We start from the raw sequence: 15,767 nt of genomic DNA on the forward strand, positions 1-15,767 counted from the left end.
AACGTCTGCGGGCGATGAAGGTCGTCGTCGCTGCCGAGACCCGTGAACACGAGCGCCGGGTCGCGCTGGTTCCTGACCTCGTCGGGCGGCTGACCAGCGCCGGCCTCGAGGTCGTCGTCGAGTCCGGCGCCGGGCTGGGCGCCCTGCACACCGATGCGGCGTACGAGGCGGTGGGCGCCGCCGTGGCCGGGCCGGACGCGTGGGCGAGCGCCGACGTCGTCGTGTCGGTGCAGCCGTTGCCGCCGTCGCGCCTCGCCGGACTGCGCTCCGGCGCCGTCACCGTCTCGTTCCTGCCCGCGACTCAGGAGCTCGACGTCGTCCGCGCCGCCCGCGACGCCGGGGTGACGGCGTTCTCGCTGGAGCTGGTGCCGCGCATCTCGCGGGCGCAGTCGATGGACGCGCTCACGTCGCAGGCGCTGGTCGCCGGGTACCGCGCGGTGCTCGTGGCGGCCGAGAAGCTGCCCCGGTTCTTCCCGCTGTCGATGACCGCCGCCGGCACCATCCCGCCGGCCGAGGTGCTGGTGCTCGGCGCCGGCGTGGCCGGGCTGCAGGCCATCGCGACGGCGCGCCGGCTCGGCGCCCGCGTCCAGGCCTACGACGTGCGCGCCGCGTCCGCCGACGAGGTGCGCAGTCTCGGCGCGAAGTTCGTCGAGCTCGACCTCCCCAGCCTCGAGGGCGCCGGCGGCTACGCCCGCGAGATGACCGAGGACCGCGCCCAGCTGCAGCGCGACCTGCTGGCGCCGCATGTGTCCGCGTCCGACGTGCTGATCACGACCGCCGCCGTGCCCGGCCGGGCGGCGCCGCTGCTGGTGGAACGGCCCGCCGTCGAGGCGATGAGGCCCGGCAGCGTCGTCGTCGACCTCGCCGCGGAGTCCGGCGGCAACGTCGAGGGCAGCGTCGCGGGTTCGGAGATCGCCATGGGCGGGGCACTGGTCTGGGGCGCGCGGAACGTGCCCAGCCAGCTGCCGGTGCACGCGAGCCGCCTCTTCGCCGCGAACGTCGTCAACCTGGTGCTGCTGATGACGGCCGACGGCAAGGTCACGCCCGACTTCGCCGACGAGATCGTCGACGGCGCCGCCGTCACCCACGACGGCGCCGTCCGGCACGCACCGACCCGCGAGCTGCTGGAGGCCGAGTGACCGAGGGCGTCGCGCTACTGACGGTGTTCGTGCTGGCGGTGTTCGTGGGGTTCGAGGTCGTGTCGAAGGTCTCGTCCACGCTGCACACGCCGCTGATGTCCGGCGCCAACGCGATCCACGGCGTCATCCTCGTCGGCGCGGTCATCGTGGCAGGGACGGCGGACGAGGCCGGCGTGCTGGTGGTCGCGCTGATCGCGGTCGTGCTGGCGACCCTGAACCTGGTCGGCGGGTTCGTCGTCACCGACCGCATGCTGGAGATGTTCGGCGGGAAACCGCGCTCCGCCCCTGACGAGGAGGGCGGCGCGTGATCCCCGTCTGGGCCCAGGTCTGCTACGTCGTCGCCGCCGTCTGCTTCATCCTCGCCCTCAAGGGCCTCTCGTCGCCGAAGTCCGCCCGGCGCGGCAACCTGATCGGCGCGGTCGGCGCGCTGCTCGCCGTCGTCGTCACGTTCATCGCCTACGACATCGACAACCTCGGCTGGATCCTGCTCGCCGTCGTGGTGGGTGCGGTCCCGGGCGCTCTGGGCGCCCGGCGGGTCGCGATGACGGCGATGCCGCAGCTGGTCGCCCTCTTCAACGGCGTCGGCGGTGGCGCCGCCGCCCTCGTCGCGATCCTCGAGCTGCGCCACGCCGACCTGCTGTCCGACGGCGCCCTCGCGGCGTCCGCGTTCACGATCCTCATCGGCGCGGTGTCGTTCTCCGGCTCTGTCATCACCTTCCTCAAGCTGCAGGAGCTGATGACCGGCCGCCCGATCACGTTCCCCGGCGGCCCGTTCGTGTTCGGCGGCGTGCTGGTCGCCGCGGTCGGCCTGGGTATCTGGACGGTCGCGACCGGCAGCGTGACGCTGGCGATCATCCTGGCGATCGTCGGGCTGCTGGCCGGTGTGCTGCTGGTGCTGCCGGTCGGCGGCGCGGACGTGCCGATCGTCATCTCGCTGCTCAACGCGTTCACCGGGCTGGCGGTCGCCGCCGGCGGGTACGTGCTTGAGAACGCGCTGCTGCTGGTGGCCGGCACGCTGGTCGGCGCGAGCGGCACGATCCTCACCCGGGCCATGGCGCGGGCGATGGGCCGCTCGGTGTCGTCGATCCTGTTCGGCGCGTTCAAGGGCGGCTCGTCCGCGGGCGGCGGCGAGGTGTCGGACCGCCCGGTCCGCTCGGCCGGGCCGGACGACGTCGCGATCATGCTCGCGTATGCCCGCAAGGTCATCGTCGTGCCCGGGTACGGGCTGGCGGTGGCGCAGGCGCAGCACACGATCCGCGAGCTGGTCGACCTGCTGGAGAAGCGCGGCGTCGAGGTAGGCTATGCCATCCACCCGGTGGCCGGGCGCATGCCGGGACACATGAACGTGCTGCTCGCCGAGGCGAACGTGCCGTACGAGCAACTGCTCGAGATGGACACCGCCAACGGCCAGCTGCGCACGGCCGACGTCGCGCTGGTGGTCGGGGCGAACGACGTGGTCAACCCGTCCGCGCGGACGTCGCCGGGGTCGCCGATCTACGGCATGCCGATCCTCGACGCCGACCACGCCGGCGCGATCGTGTTCCTCAAGCGCTCGATGCGGCCCGGGTTCGCCGGCATCGAGAACGAGCTGCTCTTCGACGCGAAGACGACGCTGCTGTTCGGTGACGCGAAGGCGTCGCTGACGGCGCTCGTGACGGCGTTGAAGTCGCTCTGAGCGGGCGTCAGTCGACGACGCCGTAGAGGCGGTCGCCGGCGTCGCCGAGGCCGGGCACGATGTAGCCCTTCTCGTTCAGCCGCTCGTCGATCGCCGCCGTGACGACGGTGAGCGGCACGCCCAGCTCTCGGGTCTCTCGCTCCAGGTGCTCGACGCCCTCGGGCGCGGCCAGCAGGCAGACCGCGGTGATGTCGTCGGCGCCGCGGTCGACCAGGAAGTGGACCGCCGCCGCCAGCGTGCCGCCCGTGGCCAGCATGGGGTCGAGGACGTAGCACTGCCGCCCGGTGAGGTCGTCGGGCAGCCGGGTGGCGTACGTGGTGGCCTGCAGGGTGTCCTCGTCGCGGATCATGCCGAGGAAGCCGACCTCGGCCGTGGGGACCAGCCGGGCCATGCCGTCGAGCATGCCGAGGCCGGCGCGCAGGATCGGCACGATCAGCGGCTTCGGCGAGCTGAGCTTCACGCCCGTGGTCGGCGAGACGGGGGTCTGGATCTCGACGGTGTCGACGCGCGCCTCGCGGGTGGCCTCGTAGGCCAGCAGCGTGACCAGCTCGTCGGCCAGCCGGCGGAACGTGGGCGAGTCGGTGCGGACGTTGCGCAGCACGGTGAGCTTGTGTGCGACGAGCGGGTGGTCGACGGCCAGCAGACGCATGCCAGGAACTTATATGAATACGGGCACGCTCTCGACCAGTTGGGTGTGCTGGTGCTAGCGTCCCCGAGAGTGTGCAGGGGTTGCGTCTGAAGAACGGAGGCCAGATGCCCGAGGGCGCCATAGCCGAGCCTGTCGGCTCGGGTACAGACGATCCCCCACCCGCCGGCGGCGAGCTCGTCGCCGATGCCGCACGCCTGCGTCAGCGGGCGGTCTTCCTCCGCGAACTGGCGGAGGCCCGCGCGCTGCTCGCCCGCTCGACCCCCTGGCACGGCCGCACCGCCGGCCTGCGCGGCCGGCTACGGCAGAGCATGTAGAAACCCGCTCCGCCGGTGTCCGACACTGAGGGCGTTGTCGACTTCGTGGTCGTGGCGTACCGCGAGGCCGGGCACTGGCTGGTCGAGACCGCGCCGCGAGAGCTCGGGAACGACCTCGGCAAGCTGGTCGGCCTGCTGCGCGAGCGGCCGGGCGACAACGGGTCGCTGGCGTTCGTCTCCGTCGACGAGGACTTCTTCTACGCGGCCCGGCTGATCGGCGACGACCTGCGGCTGCTGCTGTCCGACGTCACCGCCGCGACCGACTGGCCGATGGCCCGCGACGTCGTCGAGCGGCTCGGGCTGCCGTTCCCGGACGACGACGACCCGGCGCAACCGGCCGGTGACCTGACGATCTTCGCCGACCTCGGCGTCGACCCGATGTCGCTGGCCGCGATCTGTGACGACCTCGACACCTACCCCGACGAGCTGCTGCTGCGCATCGCCACCCGCGCCGGCTTCGGCGCGCAGCTGGACGACGCGCTGCCCTGATGGTCAGAGGCCGCCGCGCAGTTGCATGGCCGACGCGACGCGGTCGACGGCGAGCGCGTAGGCCGCCTGCCGGTAGCTGCCGTGGTGCTCCTCGCTGAACTCCGCGACCTCGGTGAACGTCCGCTCGAGGCGTCCGCGCAGTTCTGTCGCCAGCCGCAGCTCGTCCCACGGCACGCCCGCGACGCCCTGCGCCCACTCGGCGTACGCGGCGATGGCCGCCCCGCCCCCGGCCAGGAGGTCGGGCACGACCCGCACCCCGCGCGCGTCGAGGACGGCGTCGGCCTCCGGCGTGACGGGGTGTGCGGCGCCCTCGACCACGATGCCCGCGCGCACGCCGTCGACGTTGAACGCCGTCAGCACCTCGCCGGTGGCCGCCGGGATCAGCACGTCGCAGTCGAGCGTCAGCAGCTCGTCCGGCGCGATGCGCTGCAGCGGCGCCCGGGAGTCGGCGACGGAGTACCCGGCGGCGGTGGCGCGCAGCAGCTCGGGGACGTCCAGGCCGCGCTCGTTCAGCACCGCGCCGCCGGCGTCGCCGACCGCGACCACCCGCACGCCGCGCACGAACAGCTCACGCGCCACCCACGAGCCGACGTGGCCGAAGCCCTGGATCGCCACGCGTTGCGCACCGAGGTCGATGCCCCAGCGCCGGGCCGCCGCCTCGAGCACGTACACCAGCCCGCGCCCGGCCGCGGCGTCGCCGCCGGCCACGCCGCCGAGGCCGAGCGGCTTGCCCGTGACCACGCCCGGCGCGTGTCCGTATCGGCTGCCGTACGCGTCGAGGAACCACGCCATGACGCGCGCGTCGGTGTTGAGGTCGGGTGCGGCGATGTCGAGCCGCGGCCCCATGACGTGGCTGACGGCGAGCGCGTAGCGCCGCGTGAGCGCCTCCAGCTCCGTCGTCGAGTAGTCGGACGGGTCGATCAGCAGGCTGCCCTGGGCGCCGCCGAACGGCAGGCCGTGCAGCGCCGAGCGCCACGTCGTCAGCGCCGCCAGCGCGCGGGTCTGCTGGACGTCGGCGCGCGGGTGGAAGCGCAGCCCGCCGAGGTACGGCCCGCGGGCGGCGTTGTGCTGGACGCGGTACCCCTGCACGACGGCGATGCTGCCGTCGTCGCGGCGCAGCGGCAGCTGCACGCCGAGCTCGCGGTCGTGCAGTTTGAGCAGCTCGTTCACGCCGGGACGGAGTTCGAGCTGCTCGGCCGCGCGGTCGACCGACGCGGCCACGGCGATGTCGGGGGTGAGCCCGCGGTCGATCATCGAGAGGGAGGTGAGGGTCATGGAATCTCCCGTAAAGCGAACGCTCGTTCTTCTAAGCTTTGCATCAGATTGCGGATCTCGTCAAAGGATTTCGCGCGCTTCCTGTGGTGACGCTGAGAAGTCGCGGGGTGTGACACGTCTTACCGCCGCGGCACGTATCGTCGACGGCATGTCCGCGGGACCGGCCGGCCGGCGCTACGAGCCGCTCATGCGCCTCGCGCTGGCCGAGGCCGAACTGGCGCCGTCGACCGGCGACGTCCCGATCGGCGCCGTCGTGGTCGACGCGGACGGCGCGGTGCTCGGGCGCGGGCACAACCGGCGCGAGGCCGACGCCGACCCGACGGCGCACGCGGAGGTGCTGGCGCTGCGCACCGCGGCGGCCGCGGCCGGCACCTGGCGGCTGGAGGGGTGCACGCTGGTCGTGACGATGGAGCCGTGCTCGATGTGCGCCGGCGCGCTTGTGCTGGCCCGCGTCGACCGGCTCGTCTACGGCGCGCCCGACCCCAAGGCCGGCGCCGTCGGCTCGCTCTGGGACCTCGTCCGCGACCGCCGGCTCAACCACCGCCCGGAAGTGCTGGCGGGCGTCCTCGCCGACGAGTGCGGTGCGCTGGTTCGCGACTTCTTCGCCGCCCAGCGCTGACCCCCTGGGCCGCGCAGGTCGTGGCGGGGCAAGGCGATCGAGCCGGTCGTCCGCGGCGCCGTGCTGCGGCCGGCCGCCCGATTTCCTACAGCGCCCGAGGCTCCGGTACCCTCGACGGCGGTAGCGTGTCCGAGCGGCCTAAGGAGCACGCCTCGAAAGCGTGTGTGGGGGCAACTCCACCGTGGGTTCAAATCCCACCGCTACCGCCAGCCGAAGGGCCCCAGTCGCGCGACGTCGCGAATCTGGGGCCCTTTCGTCGTTCCCAGGTCAGCGCACACCCACCGGACCTTGCCGGACCAGACGACTCGCCGGTCCGTGGTCGCCTTCCTAGCCTGGTGGGAGAACCGGGAGCAGGGGGCAACCATGGCCGCGCACGAGAACATCGCCGTCGATCCGACCCTCACGGACCTGTACAAGGACCTGCATCGGCATCCGGAGCTCGGCTTCCAGGAGCATCGCACCGCCGGGATCGTCGCGCATCGGCTACAGGCATCAGGGTTCGACGTGACGACCGGCGTCGCCGTGACCGGGACCGTCGGCGTGCTGAGGAACGGGTCCGGCCCGACGGCGCTGCTGCGTGCCGACATGGACGCTCTACCCGTCGAGGAGGACACCGGACTGGACTACGCCAGCACCGCGACGACGACCGACCGGAGCGGCACGAGCGTCCCGGTCGATCACGCGTGCGGCCACGACCTGCACACCACCTGCCTGCTGGGTGCCGCCGCCGCGCTGGCCGCCGACCGGGCGAGCTGGACCGGCACGTTGCTCGTGGTGTTCCAGCCGGCCGAGGAACTCGGCGAAGGGGCGCAGGCGATGGTCGACGACGGCCTGTACGACCGCTTCCCCACGCCTGATGTCGTCCTCGGCCAGCACGTGGCGCCGTTGCCGGCCGGCAAGATCGCGGGACATCCCGGCGCGTCCTACGCGGGATCGGACTCTCTGCGCGTGCTTCTGGTCGGCCGGGGCGCTCACGGGTCGATGCCGGAGGCCTCGATCGATCCGGTCGTGATGGCCGCCGAGACGGTCCTGCGGCTTCAGGCAGTGATCTCCCGTGAGATACCGAGCACGGCGACGGCCGTTCTCACCGTCGGCTCGATCCATGCCGGCGACGCGGCGAACGTGATCCCCGGCGAGGCCGAACTGCAGCTGAACATCCGCAGCTACGACACCGGCGTGCGCCGGCGCATCCTCGACGGCATCGAACGCGTCGTCCGGGGCGAGGCCGCGACCGCCGGCGCGACCGACGAACCCACGATCACCGAGATCGAACGGTTCCCGGTCGTCGTCAACGACCCCGCGGCTCTCGGCACGACACTGGACGCGTTCGCCAAGTGGCTCGGACCGGACAACATCCTCGACCCTGGCGCCGGGGCGGGCAGCGAGGACGTCGGAATCCTGGCGACGAGCGCCGGCGCGCCCTTGTCCTACTGGCTGCTCGGCGGCACGGACCCGTCGCTGTTCACGACCGGTGACATGAGCGACCCGGCGCTGCTCACCGTGCCGTCCAACCACTCACCCCACTACGCGCCGGTCATCCAGCCGACGCTCGCGAACGGGATCACCGCGCTGGTCACCGCCGTCCGCACCTGGCTGCCACCGTCGTAGCGCGCCGGTCGCAAGGCACTGAGCCGCCGTCGGCGCGGCACTGAAGCACGCTCCGGCGCCGAGCGCACCGTTACCGCCGTGTATCGCTCTACCTGCTCGCCGCGCACCAGGGGTCGGTCGCACTTTAGGCTCTAGACCTGCCGCGACGTGGGTGCAGGGACAAGGGACGGGGGGTGCGGGCGTGACCGTTGACTCGCTCAACGTCTTCCTGCTCGCCGGCGCCCTCGTGCTCATCGCCGCCGTCGTCGCGGTCCGCGCCAGCGTGAAGCTCGGACTTCCGAGCCTCGTGCTGTACCTGCTGATCGGCGTCGTCATCGGCGAGTCCGGTCTCGGCGTCCAGTTCTCCGATCCGGAGATCGCGAGGTCGTTCGCCTACGCCGCGCTCATCGTCATCCTGGCCGAGGGCGGCCTCACGACGCACTGGGACGAGGCGCGACCGGTGTTCGGCATCGGGCTGTCGCTGGCGACCGTCGGCGTCGTCGTGAGCACGGCGGTCGTCGCGATCATCGGGCACTTCCTGCTCGGGCTCGACTGGCTGCCCGCGATCCTGCTCGGCGCGATCTTCGCCCCGACAGACGCCGCCGCCGTGTTCTCGACGCTGCGGCGGCTGCCGTTGAAACGGCGGATGTCCGGCGCTCTCGAGGCCGAGTCCGGTCTCAACGACGCGCCGGCCATCGTGCTGGTGACGATCCTCAGCGCCGAGCACGGTGCCGGCGAGGGGTTCCTGATGATCGGGCTGACGGTCGTGTACGAGCTGATCGGCGGCGCCGCGCTGGGCTACGTGGTGGGGCGGGTGGGTGCGGCCATCCTGCGCCGGACCGCGCTGCCGGCGTCGGGGCTGTATCCGCTGGTCGTGCTGACGCTGACGGTGCTGGCGTACGCCCTCGGCGCGTATGCGCACATGAGCGGGTTCGCGGCGGTGTACATCGCGGCGCTCGTGCTGGGCAACTCGCGGCTGCCGCACCGCGCGGCCACGCGGTCGTTCGTCGAAGGGCTGGCGTGGCTGGCGCAGATCGGGCTGTTCGTCATGCTCGGCCTGCTGTCGTCGCCGTCGGACATGCCGGGCGCGTTCGTCACCGCCGTCGTCGCCGGGGCCGCGCTGACGTTCGTCGCGCGGCCGATCTCGGTGTGGGCCGCGACGGCGCCGTTCGTGATGTCCGTCCGCGAGAAGGTGTTCGTGTCGTGGGCCGGGCTGCGTGGTGCGGTGCCGGTCGTGTTCGCGACCATCCCGCTGGCCGAGGGCGTCGAACGGGCCGCGTGGCTGTTCGCCGTCGTCTTCATCGTCAGCGTCCTCTACACGCTGATCCAGGCGCCGACGCTGCCCTGGCTGGCGACCCGCCTCGGCATGGTCCCGGCGTTCCCGACCCGCGACGCCGACGTCGAGTCCGCGCCGCTGGAGCGCCTGGACGCCGACCTCATCCACGTCCGCGTGCCGCCCGGGTCCAAGCTGCACGGCGTCGAGATCGGGGAGTTGCGCGTGCCGCCGGGGGTCGGCGTCGCGCTGATCGTCCGCGGCGACACGTCGATGGTGCCGGGTCCGCGGACCAAGCTGCAGCACGGCGACGAGATCCTCATCGTCGCGCCCCGGGCGCTGCGCCGCGCCACCGAGGCCCGGCTGCGCGCCGTCGGACGACGCGGCCGGCTGGCCGGCTGGTTCGGCGAGCGCGGCGGCGCACCGGACGAGGACGACTGACGCGCCGGCGTCAGGACGCGGCCTGGCACGGCGGCAGCTCGGCCGACGGTGTCGGCGGCGGCGCCGCGGGGTCGGTCAGCGCCTCGAACGTGTCGCCGAGGACGAGGTCGATGGTCGCCTCGGTGCGCTCGTCCGGCACGTACACCGCGCCGGGCACCAGCGTCGCGACGAGCTCGGCGGCGGCTTGGTCGTCGGGCCGCGACCGCACCTCGGCCGTCCCGGTGATGGACTTGCTCAGCGGGTCGTTGTCGACGTCGACGACGGTGAAGCCGCGGTCGCGGACCTGCCGGGCCACCGCCGACGCCAGCCCGTTGCGGTCGGTGGCGTTGTAGACGTTCACCTGCACGTCCGCCGGCGCCGGCGCGGACGTCGGCACACCCGGCGCGCACGGCTGGCTGGTGGAGCCCGCGGCGCCCGGCTCTTCCTCGCCGACGACGTTGGCCCAGCTGTACCAGGCGGCGCCGATGACCACGCCGATGAGGACCAGCAGCGTCACCGAGGTGCGGATGCGCCGCCAGTGATGCCGGCGTGCGCTCTCCTCCTCGGTGAGCTGCTCATCCTCGAACGCCATGGGTGCTCCGGGGTCGGCGGCGATGCCGCAGGGCAGGGGTCTGGGGTGATGTGATCAGCCTAGTGTGCAGGTCCCGTTTCCGCAGGTCATGCCTCGGCGTCGGGAACCAGGAGGACGCGGGCGTGGATGACCGGGCGCTGTTGCAGCGCCGCACGGAGCGCACGGTGCAGCCCGTCCTCGAGGTACAGCTCGCCGCGCCACTCGACCACGTGGGCGAAGAGGTCGCCGTAGAACGTGGAGTCGTCGGCCAGCAGGGTCTCGAGGTTCAGCGTGCGCTTGGTGGTGACCAGCTCGTCCAGGCGGATCTGGCGCGGGGGGAGCTCGGACCACGCCCGCAGACCCGTGTCGTGCTCGGGGTAGGGCTTGCCGTCTCCGACGCGCTTGAAAATCACCTAGCGCAGTCTAAACGGCGGGCGTCGTTTTGCCTGGCATATGCCGGACCACGTGCGAACGCGGCCGGCGAGGAGCTCGCCGGCCGCGTCCACGCCACGGTCGTCAGGACCATGCCTCCATGGTGTTCGAGCAGTTGCGCAGCTGTCCGGTGGACATCTTCTTCTCGCAGGCCCGGAAGATGACCCGGCGGCCTTCCTCGAACTCGTAGTCGTACCTCTGCTTGTCGACGGCGCCCTGGTCCGGGCCGCTGTCGCGGTGCTGCCAGCCGCTGGACGTCGAGGGTGACTCGCGCCAGACGCCCTGGCCGAGGAAGGGCCCCTCGCACCAGGTGAACAGGCCCACCACGCGCCACCCGTTGGACTTGGTGTCCGTCACCTCGAGGATCTCGCCGCGCTCGTAGAACTTCACGGACCCGCCGGAGGTCCACGCCGTCCAGGTCTTGCCGTCCGGGTTGGGGTGCTGCCAGCAGCCCGTGGTGGCGATGTCGCCGGGCTTCAACCCGCTCGGCGCGGCCACGCCCGGCAGCGCGACGGAGGTGAGGGCGACGGCGCCGGCGACCGCGACGGCCCATCGGGTCAGCCGGCGCGACCGCTGCGGCCGGGTGCGGGTCGTTGTACGTAGCGTCATGCGTCGTGCTCCAAGCTCGGTCGGACAGATGCTCGGAGTGTGCCGTCGGCCGCTTACCTGCTGCTTGCTCCGCACTTGTCGCCGCGACGTCCGGCGTTCAGCCCGGCGCCAGCTCGGCGATCCGCCGCGCCAGGTAGCGGCGCTCGCCGTCGTTGCCGGCCGCCGCCAGGGCCGCGCGATACTGCGTCGCGGCGGCCTCGTGGTCTCCGGCCCGGCGGAGCAGGTCCGCACGGGTCGCGGGCAACAGCCCGTAGCCGTCCAGCTCGGCCGCGACGGCGTCGACCTGCGCGAGCCCGGCCGCCGGGCCGTCCGCCATCGCGACAGCGACCGCCCGGTTCAGCCGCACCACCGGCGTCGGCTGATGCTCCAGCAGCTGGTCGTAGAGCCGGACGATGCGCGGCCAGTCGGTGTCCTCGGCCCGTTCCGCGACGGTGTGACAGGCGGCGATCATCGCCTGCAGCTGGTATGGGCCGGGACGCTCCCACGCCAGCGCCCGCTGCAGCAGCTCGACGGCGCCCGCGATGGCCGGGCGGTCCCAGCGGCCGCGGTCCTGCTCCTCCAGCGGGACCAGCTCGCCGTCCCCGCCGGTGCGCGTCGCCGCGCGGGCGTCGTGCAGGCGGAGCAGCGCGAGCAGACCGAGCGGCTCGGGCTCGCCGGGCAGCAGCTCGGTCACCAGGGTGGCCAGCCGCAGCGCCTCGCGGGTGAGCTCCGGCCGCATCAGGCCGTCGCCGCTGGTGGCGCCGTAGCCCTCGTTGAAGAGCAGGTAGACGACGCCGAGGACCGCGTTCGTGCGCTCCGGGAGCTCGTCCGGCGGCGGCACGCGGTACGGGATCGCGGCGGCCCGGATCTTGCCCTTCGCCCGGACCAGCCGCTTCGCCATCGTCGCCTCGGGCACCAGGAACGCCCGTGCGATCTCCGCCGTCGTCAGGCCGGTCAGCGTGCGCAGCGCCAGCGCGACCTGCGCCTCGAACGCCAGCGCCGGATGGCAGCACGTGTAGAGCAGCCGCAGCCGGTCGTCGTCGGGGCCGTCCGGCGCTTCGCCCGCGGGGCTGCCCGGCCGCTCGTCCGCGAGGCCGCCCGGCCGCTCGTCCGCGGACCCGCCGGACCGCTCGTCCGCCGTCGCCGCCAGCAGCCGCAGCTTCGCGGCGCCCGCCTTCGCCCGGCGCAGCCGGTCCAGCGCCCGGCGCCGCGCCGTCGTCGTCAGCCAAGCGCCGGGCCGGTCCGGGACACCGTCGCGCGGCCAGGTCTCCAGCGCCGCGGCGAACGCGTCGGCGGCTGACTCCTCGGCGAGGTCCCAGTCGCCGCCCCACGCGATCAACGTCGCGACGACCCGCCCCCACTCGTCCCGGAACGCCTCGGCCACGGCGGCGTCGACGTCCACCCGCGCGCCGCCCACCGCGGAACCATCCGCCCGTGCGCGGTCGACCCCGGCACCGTCCGCTCCTGCGCCGCCGGCCCTCGCGCCGTCCGTCCCAGTACCGCTCACCCCGGGCCGTCCCCCTCCGTCACGTCGGCTCGGCGTCGACGTTGGCATGACCCGCCCGGATCGGGAGGGATCCCACCCTACGGGCGGGAACTGACAACTCGGCGTCGTTCATCGGACCGGACGGATCTCGACCTGCCCGAACCGGGCGGCGGGGTGGCCGGCGGCGATCTCGACCGCCTCGTCCAGATCGGCGCACTCGATCAGCGCGAAGCCGCCGATCTGGTCCTTCGTCTCCATGAACGGCCCGTCCGTGCGCAGCACGTCGCCGTCGCGGACCCGTACCGTTGTCGCCGTCCGGCTCGGGTACAGGCCCTCGTGTGCCCGCAGCACCCCGCGTCGCTCGAGGTCGGCCATCCACGCGTGGAACCGGCGCAGCCCGTCGCCGTCGGCGATGTCGGACTCGCGCTCCTCGTCGGCGCTGATCAGCAGCAGGTACCGAATCGGCTGGCTCATGGTGTCCATCGTGCGCCATCCCGTTCGTCGTGGGGTCGACCCGTCGCTACTTCGAGGAGCATCCGATGTTCACCACCACGTCCGCCGACGGCACCACGATCGCCTACGACCGCTCCGGATCCGGCGCCCCGATCGTCTTCGTCTCCGGCGCGTTCAACGACCGGCACACCCTGGCACCCGTCGCCGCCGAGCTGGCCTCGTCCCACACCGTCGTCTGCTACGACCGGCGCGGCCGCGGCGACAGCGGCGACACCGCCCCCTACTCCGTCGACCGCGAGATCGAGGACCTCGACGCCGTCCTGGCCGACGTCGGCGGATCGGCGGCCGTGTTCGGCTTCTCGTCCGGGGCGAACCTCGCCCTGCTCGCCGCCTCCCGCGGCGTCGCCGTGTCCTCGCTGGTCCTCTACGAGGTGCCGTTCGCTCTGACGGCGGACGACCGGCGGCCCGCCGACCTGCCCTCCCAGCTCGCGACGCTGATCGCCGCCGGTCGCCGCGCCGACGCCGTCACGACGTTCCAGCTGGAGGGGATCGGGCTGCCGCCGGAGATGGTCGCCGGGATCAGGCAGTCGCCGTTCTTCCCGCAGCTCGAGGCGATCGCCCCCACCGTCGTCTACGACGCCACCCTCACCGCGCCCCCGTACGACCAGCCGACCCCGGAGATGCGGGCGGTGCGGGTGCCGGTGCTCGTCCTGACGGGTGAGGAGACCTGGCCGGTCCTGCGGCAGACGGCCGAAGCCCTGCCGTCCCTCCTGGCGGACGCCCGCTACCTCACCGTCGCCGGAGGCGCGGACCACACCATCTCGCCGCCCGACACCGCCGCCGTCGTGCGGGAGTTCCTCACCTGACCGCTGCTCGACGCGTTGTGTCGGACCCCGCCGCGAAGATCGAGCTCTCGATGTCGGCGAAGGGACGTGGATCGCGGTGGGCGTCTGCAACGAGGTCTACAAGAGCGACAGCGCGCTGCGGCGCTTTCTGGACGAGCGCCTTCCCGCCCGCCATCAGGTCGCTGACGAGTGGAGCCTCGTGGTCGGCAGATCGCGGCGGCAGCCGGTGCGACTCGGGATGTGCGGCGACTACGCAGCCATTGGGACGGCTCTGGAGATGCGGATCGGCCTCGACCTGGCATCGAAGCCGGCGTACCTGCCAGTACTGCGCAGTCTGACGGCCGAACGGTGCGAAAAGTTGCTGCGGGTCGCCGGCTTCGATCGCATAGCACCAGAGTGGCAGATGCCTGACATGACCGAGCCGACGATCTTGAGCTGGACGAGAGTGAAGCACCCGACGGTCGTCGATGACGATCAGATCGAAGCGCTTCTGGCCTGTTACGCCGCAGCTGCCGACGAGCGCATTGCGCGGGTGTGCCGGCACGAGTCCACAGAGATCCAGCGACGCATCGCTGTCAGGGGGCTCAACGGCGGCGGGCGCCAGAGACACCCTGATCACGACCGCGAGGTCACCCGGGCGATGACACCGCTCTGGCAGGCCTACCTTGACGTCGGTCGGTCCAGCCTGAGTGATCTCGGCGAGCTCTCGCTTGTCCAGATCGAGCTGGCCGCCGGCTACGCGGTTGCCGACCTGCTCATCGGGACGACTCTCGTCGAGGTGAAGAACTATGGTGATCCGGCTGCGGAGATGCGCGCCGTGCTCGACCAAGTGCTCACCTATGCTCTGCTCAACCGCTGGCGTCCGCATCTCGCCATCGATACCGTCGCCGCCTATTTCGGCTGGCATGCGGTGACGGTCTCGGTGCAACTGGATGACCTCCTGAACGTCTCGAGCCCAGGACCGACGCCGGGACTGCACGAGATCTCATCGGATCTTCGGCAGGCGATCGCCAACGACTTGGAGGACGCAAGGTACTGGCACGAGTGCGACGAACTCAGCCGCCGCCGGGTGTGACGTGACACACCAGGAAGGCTGAGTTCGGGACGTCATCACGCGCCCCCACTCGCTTGACTCGGGTGGCTGCTGACCGGGCGTCTGTGTTGCTGACTGTGGCAACATCTTCGGCATGCCAGTCGTCCCTGGCAGGAGAGCCATCGTACGAGGCCTCCGCGACCCGATGCAGACCTTGGGCTGGCGAGCCCGGGCGGCAGGTTGGTGGACTCTGGATGCCTCGGCTGGGTGGACCTACGTCGTCACCGTGGGAACGGCGGTCGCGGGCCTTCCTGCGGGGCATGCGCGTGCAACCTCGTACGTCGGAGCCCGCAGTGAATCCATCGAGGTTGAGGTCGCGCGCGCATGTGGCCTCGCCGACTCCTATCGCAACCGCACCCTTGTGATTCCACTTGGCTACATGTTGCCGAAGCGTCGGCGGCGTGAGTTGCTCGTCGCGCCCGAAACGGTGACCGACGTTGCGGGTGAACTGGCCGACGAGCTGGCGTCGTATGCCGTGCCCTACCTGAGCGATCTCGTCGAGAGTTCTGACGCCGTGCTGTCCGAGACGGCCAAGGGATGGCTCCAATTGTCCGTGGTCGAGTTGACCCGTCACCTGATTGCCACGGAGCACCTTCGGGGTCGGGACCCGGCCCTCGAACTCGTTCGAGAGGCCCGGCGAGCGTTGGCTGGCCAGAACAACCCTGCCGCTGCTCAGAAGCGCAGCCTGTTGGACGGGCTCATGCGCGGCGACCACCGGCCCGGTCCCGGTAGGGACCGGGCGATGCGTCCGCCCGGCAGCGTTGGCGGAGGATAGGGGATTCGAACCCCTGAGGGATTGCTCCCAACACGCTTTCCAAGCCCGTGACCAGCAGTTTTCCTGTGTCCGGAACCGTCCGAC

At 72.3% G+C, this 15,767-nt stretch carries 18 protein-coding genes and 1 tRNA gene; 12 read left to right on the plus strand and 7 right to left on the minus strand.

What is annotated here, in order from left to right; genetic code table 11:
- Positions 1 to 14 precede the first annotated feature (14 nt).
- The 3 genes from BLU82_RS30640 to BLU82_RS30650 are packed head-to-tail and all read left to right on the plus strand — an operon-like array spanning position 15 to position 2,814.
- Positions 15 to 1,139, plus strand: coding sequence for an NAD(P) transhydrogenase subunit alpha (locus tag BLU82_RS30640; protein WP_092624629.1), 1,125 nt, complete (start codon positions 15 to 17; stop codon positions 1,137 to 1,139).
- Complete coding sequence (locus tag BLU82_RS30645; protein WP_092624630.1) at positions 1,136 to 1,447, plus strand: NAD(P) transhydrogenase subunit alpha; 312 nt, start codon at positions 1,136 to 1,138, stop codon at positions 1,445 to 1,447. The genes BLU82_RS30640 and BLU82_RS30645 overlap by 4 nt, the downstream gene beginning before the upstream one ends.
- Positions 1,444 to 2,814 (plus strand): NAD(P)(+) transhydrogenase (Re/Si-specific) subunit beta, encoded by a 1,371-nt coding sequence (locus BLU82_RS30650; RefSeq protein WP_092624631.1) that lies wholly within the window; start codon positions 1,444 to 1,446, stop codon positions 2,812 to 2,814. The genes BLU82_RS30645 and BLU82_RS30650 overlap by 4 nt, the downstream gene beginning before the upstream one ends.
- A 7-nt stretch (positions 2,815 to 2,821) precedes the next feature.
- On the opposite strand, the gene upp is transcribed toward BLU82_RS30650, so the two are convergent.
- Complete coding sequence (gene upp, locus BLU82_RS30655; protein WP_092624632.1) at positions 2,822 to 3,463, minus strand: uracil phosphoribosyltransferase; 642 nt, start codon at positions 3,461 to 3,463, stop codon at positions 2,822 to 2,824.
- A 104-nt stretch (positions 3,464 to 3,567) separates the two neighbouring features.
- Here upp and BLU82_RS30660 point away from each other — a divergent pair, with 104 nt between their 5' ends.
- Together BLU82_RS30660 and BLU82_RS30665 are read left to right on the plus strand one after the other, a co-directional pair.
- Positions 3,568 to 3,777, plus strand: coding sequence for a hypothetical protein (locus BLU82_RS30660; RefSeq protein ID WP_092624633.1), 210 nt, complete (start codon positions 3,568 to 3,570; stop codon positions 3,775 to 3,777).
- Positions 3,778 to 3,792: 15 nt separating this feature from the next.
- Positions 3,793 to 4,266 (plus strand): tRNA adenosine deaminase-associated protein, encoded by a 474-nt coding sequence (locus BLU82_RS30665; RefSeq protein WP_092624634.1) that lies wholly within the window; start codon positions 3,793 to 3,795, stop codon positions 4,264 to 4,266.
- A gap of 3 nt (positions 4,267 to 4,269) precedes the next feature.
- Here the strand turns inward: BLU82_RS30665 and BLU82_RS30670 are convergent, their stop codons facing one another.
- A complete protein-coding gene (locus BLU82_RS30670; protein ID WP_092624635.1) occupies positions 4,270 to 5,541 on the minus strand; it encodes a Glu/Leu/Phe/Val dehydrogenase in 1,272 nt (423 codons plus the stop codon).
- A 187-nt stretch (positions 5,542 to 5,728) separates the two neighbouring features.
- Between BLU82_RS30670 and tadA the strand changes: the two genes are divergently transcribed.
- From tadA to BLU82_RS30690, 4 genes are all read left to right on the plus strand, one after another.
- The gene (tadA, locus tag BLU82_RS30675; RefSeq protein ID WP_092626564.1) at positions 5,729 to 6,160 is read left to right on the plus strand and encodes a tRNA adenosine(34) deaminase TadA; all 432 of its coding nucleotides are present in this window, start codon (positions 5,729 to 5,731) and stop codon (positions 6,158 to 6,160) included.
- A gap of 119 nt (positions 6,161 to 6,279) precedes the next feature.
- A tRNA-Ser gene (locus BLU82_RS30680) sits at positions 6,280 to 6,369 on the plus strand.
- Between the two features lie 154 nt (positions 6,370 to 6,523).
- Entirely contained in the window at positions 6,524 to 7,768 is a 1,245-nt protein-coding gene (locus BLU82_RS30685; protein WP_092624636.1) for an amidohydrolase, read from the plus strand.
- Positions 7,769 to 7,949: 181 nt separating this feature from the next.
- On the plus strand, positions 7,950 to 9,461 hold the full coding sequence (locus tag BLU82_RS30690; RefSeq protein WP_092624637.1) for a potassium/proton antiporter: 1,512 nt from the start codon (positions 7,950 to 7,952) through the stop codon (positions 9,459 to 9,461).
- Between the two features lie 10 nt (positions 9,462 to 9,471).
- Here the strand turns inward: BLU82_RS30690 and BLU82_RS30695 are convergent, their stop codons facing one another.
- From BLU82_RS30695 to BLU82_RS30715, 5 genes are all read right to left on the minus strand, one after another.
- Positions 9,472 to 10,032 carry a LytR C-terminal domain-containing protein gene (locus BLU82_RS30695; RefSeq protein WP_092624638.1) on the minus strand — a complete coding sequence of 187 codons (561 nt, stop codon included), beginning with the start codon at positions 10,030 to 10,032 and terminating at the stop codon, positions 9,472 to 9,474.
- Positions 10,033 to 10,118: 86 nt separating this feature from the next.
- A complete protein-coding gene (locus BLU82_RS30700; protein ID WP_053203958.1) occupies positions 10,119 to 10,424 on the minus strand; it encodes a type II toxin-antitoxin system VapB family antitoxin in 306 nt (101 codons plus the stop codon).
- 103 nt (positions 10,425 to 10,527) lie between these two features.
- A complete protein-coding gene (locus BLU82_RS30705; RefSeq protein WP_092624639.1) occupies positions 10,528 to 11,052 on the minus strand; it encodes a hypothetical protein in 525 nt (174 codons plus the stop codon).
- A 97-nt stretch (positions 11,053 to 11,149) separates the two neighbouring features.
- Positions 11,150 to 12,448, minus strand: coding sequence for an RNA polymerase sigma factor (locus BLU82_RS30710; protein ID WP_231947619.1), 1,299 nt, complete (start codon positions 12,446 to 12,448; stop codon positions 11,150 to 11,152).
- Positions 12,449 to 12,646: 198 nt separating this feature from the next.
- The gene (locus BLU82_RS30715; RefSeq protein ID WP_370246342.1) at positions 12,647 to 12,979 is read right to left on the minus strand and encodes a YciI family protein; all 333 of its coding nucleotides are present in this window, start codon (positions 12,977 to 12,979) and stop codon (positions 12,647 to 12,649) included.
- 77 nt (positions 12,980 to 13,056) lie between these two features.
- Between BLU82_RS30715 and BLU82_RS30720 the strand changes: the two genes are divergently transcribed.
- The 3 genes from BLU82_RS30720 (at position 13,057) to BLU82_RS30730 (ending at position 15,683) form a co-directional block, all read left to right on the plus strand.
- Positions 13,057 to 13,836, plus strand: coding sequence for an alpha/beta fold hydrolase (locus BLU82_RS30720; protein ID WP_092624641.1), 780 nt, complete (start codon positions 13,057 to 13,059; stop codon positions 13,834 to 13,836).
- 76 nt (positions 13,837 to 13,912) lie between these two features.
- A complete protein-coding gene (locus BLU82_RS30725) occupies positions 13,913 to 14,890 on the plus strand; it encodes a hypothetical protein (RefSeq protein ID WP_092624642.1) in 978 nt (325 codons plus the stop codon).
- Between the two features lie 244 nt (positions 14,891 to 15,134).
- Positions 15,135 to 15,683, plus strand: a complete 549-nt coding sequence (locus BLU82_RS30730) for a hypothetical protein (RefSeq protein ID WP_157741365.1) — start codon at positions 15,135 to 15,137, stop codon at positions 15,681 to 15,683.
- The last annotated feature ends 84 nt before the right edge of the window (positions 15,684 to 15,767 follow it).

The sequence above is a fragment of the Jiangella sp. DSM 45060 genome (assembly GCF_900105175.1).
Classification (GTDB): domain Bacteria; phylum Actinomycetota; class Actinomycetes; order Jiangellales; family Jiangellaceae; genus Jiangella.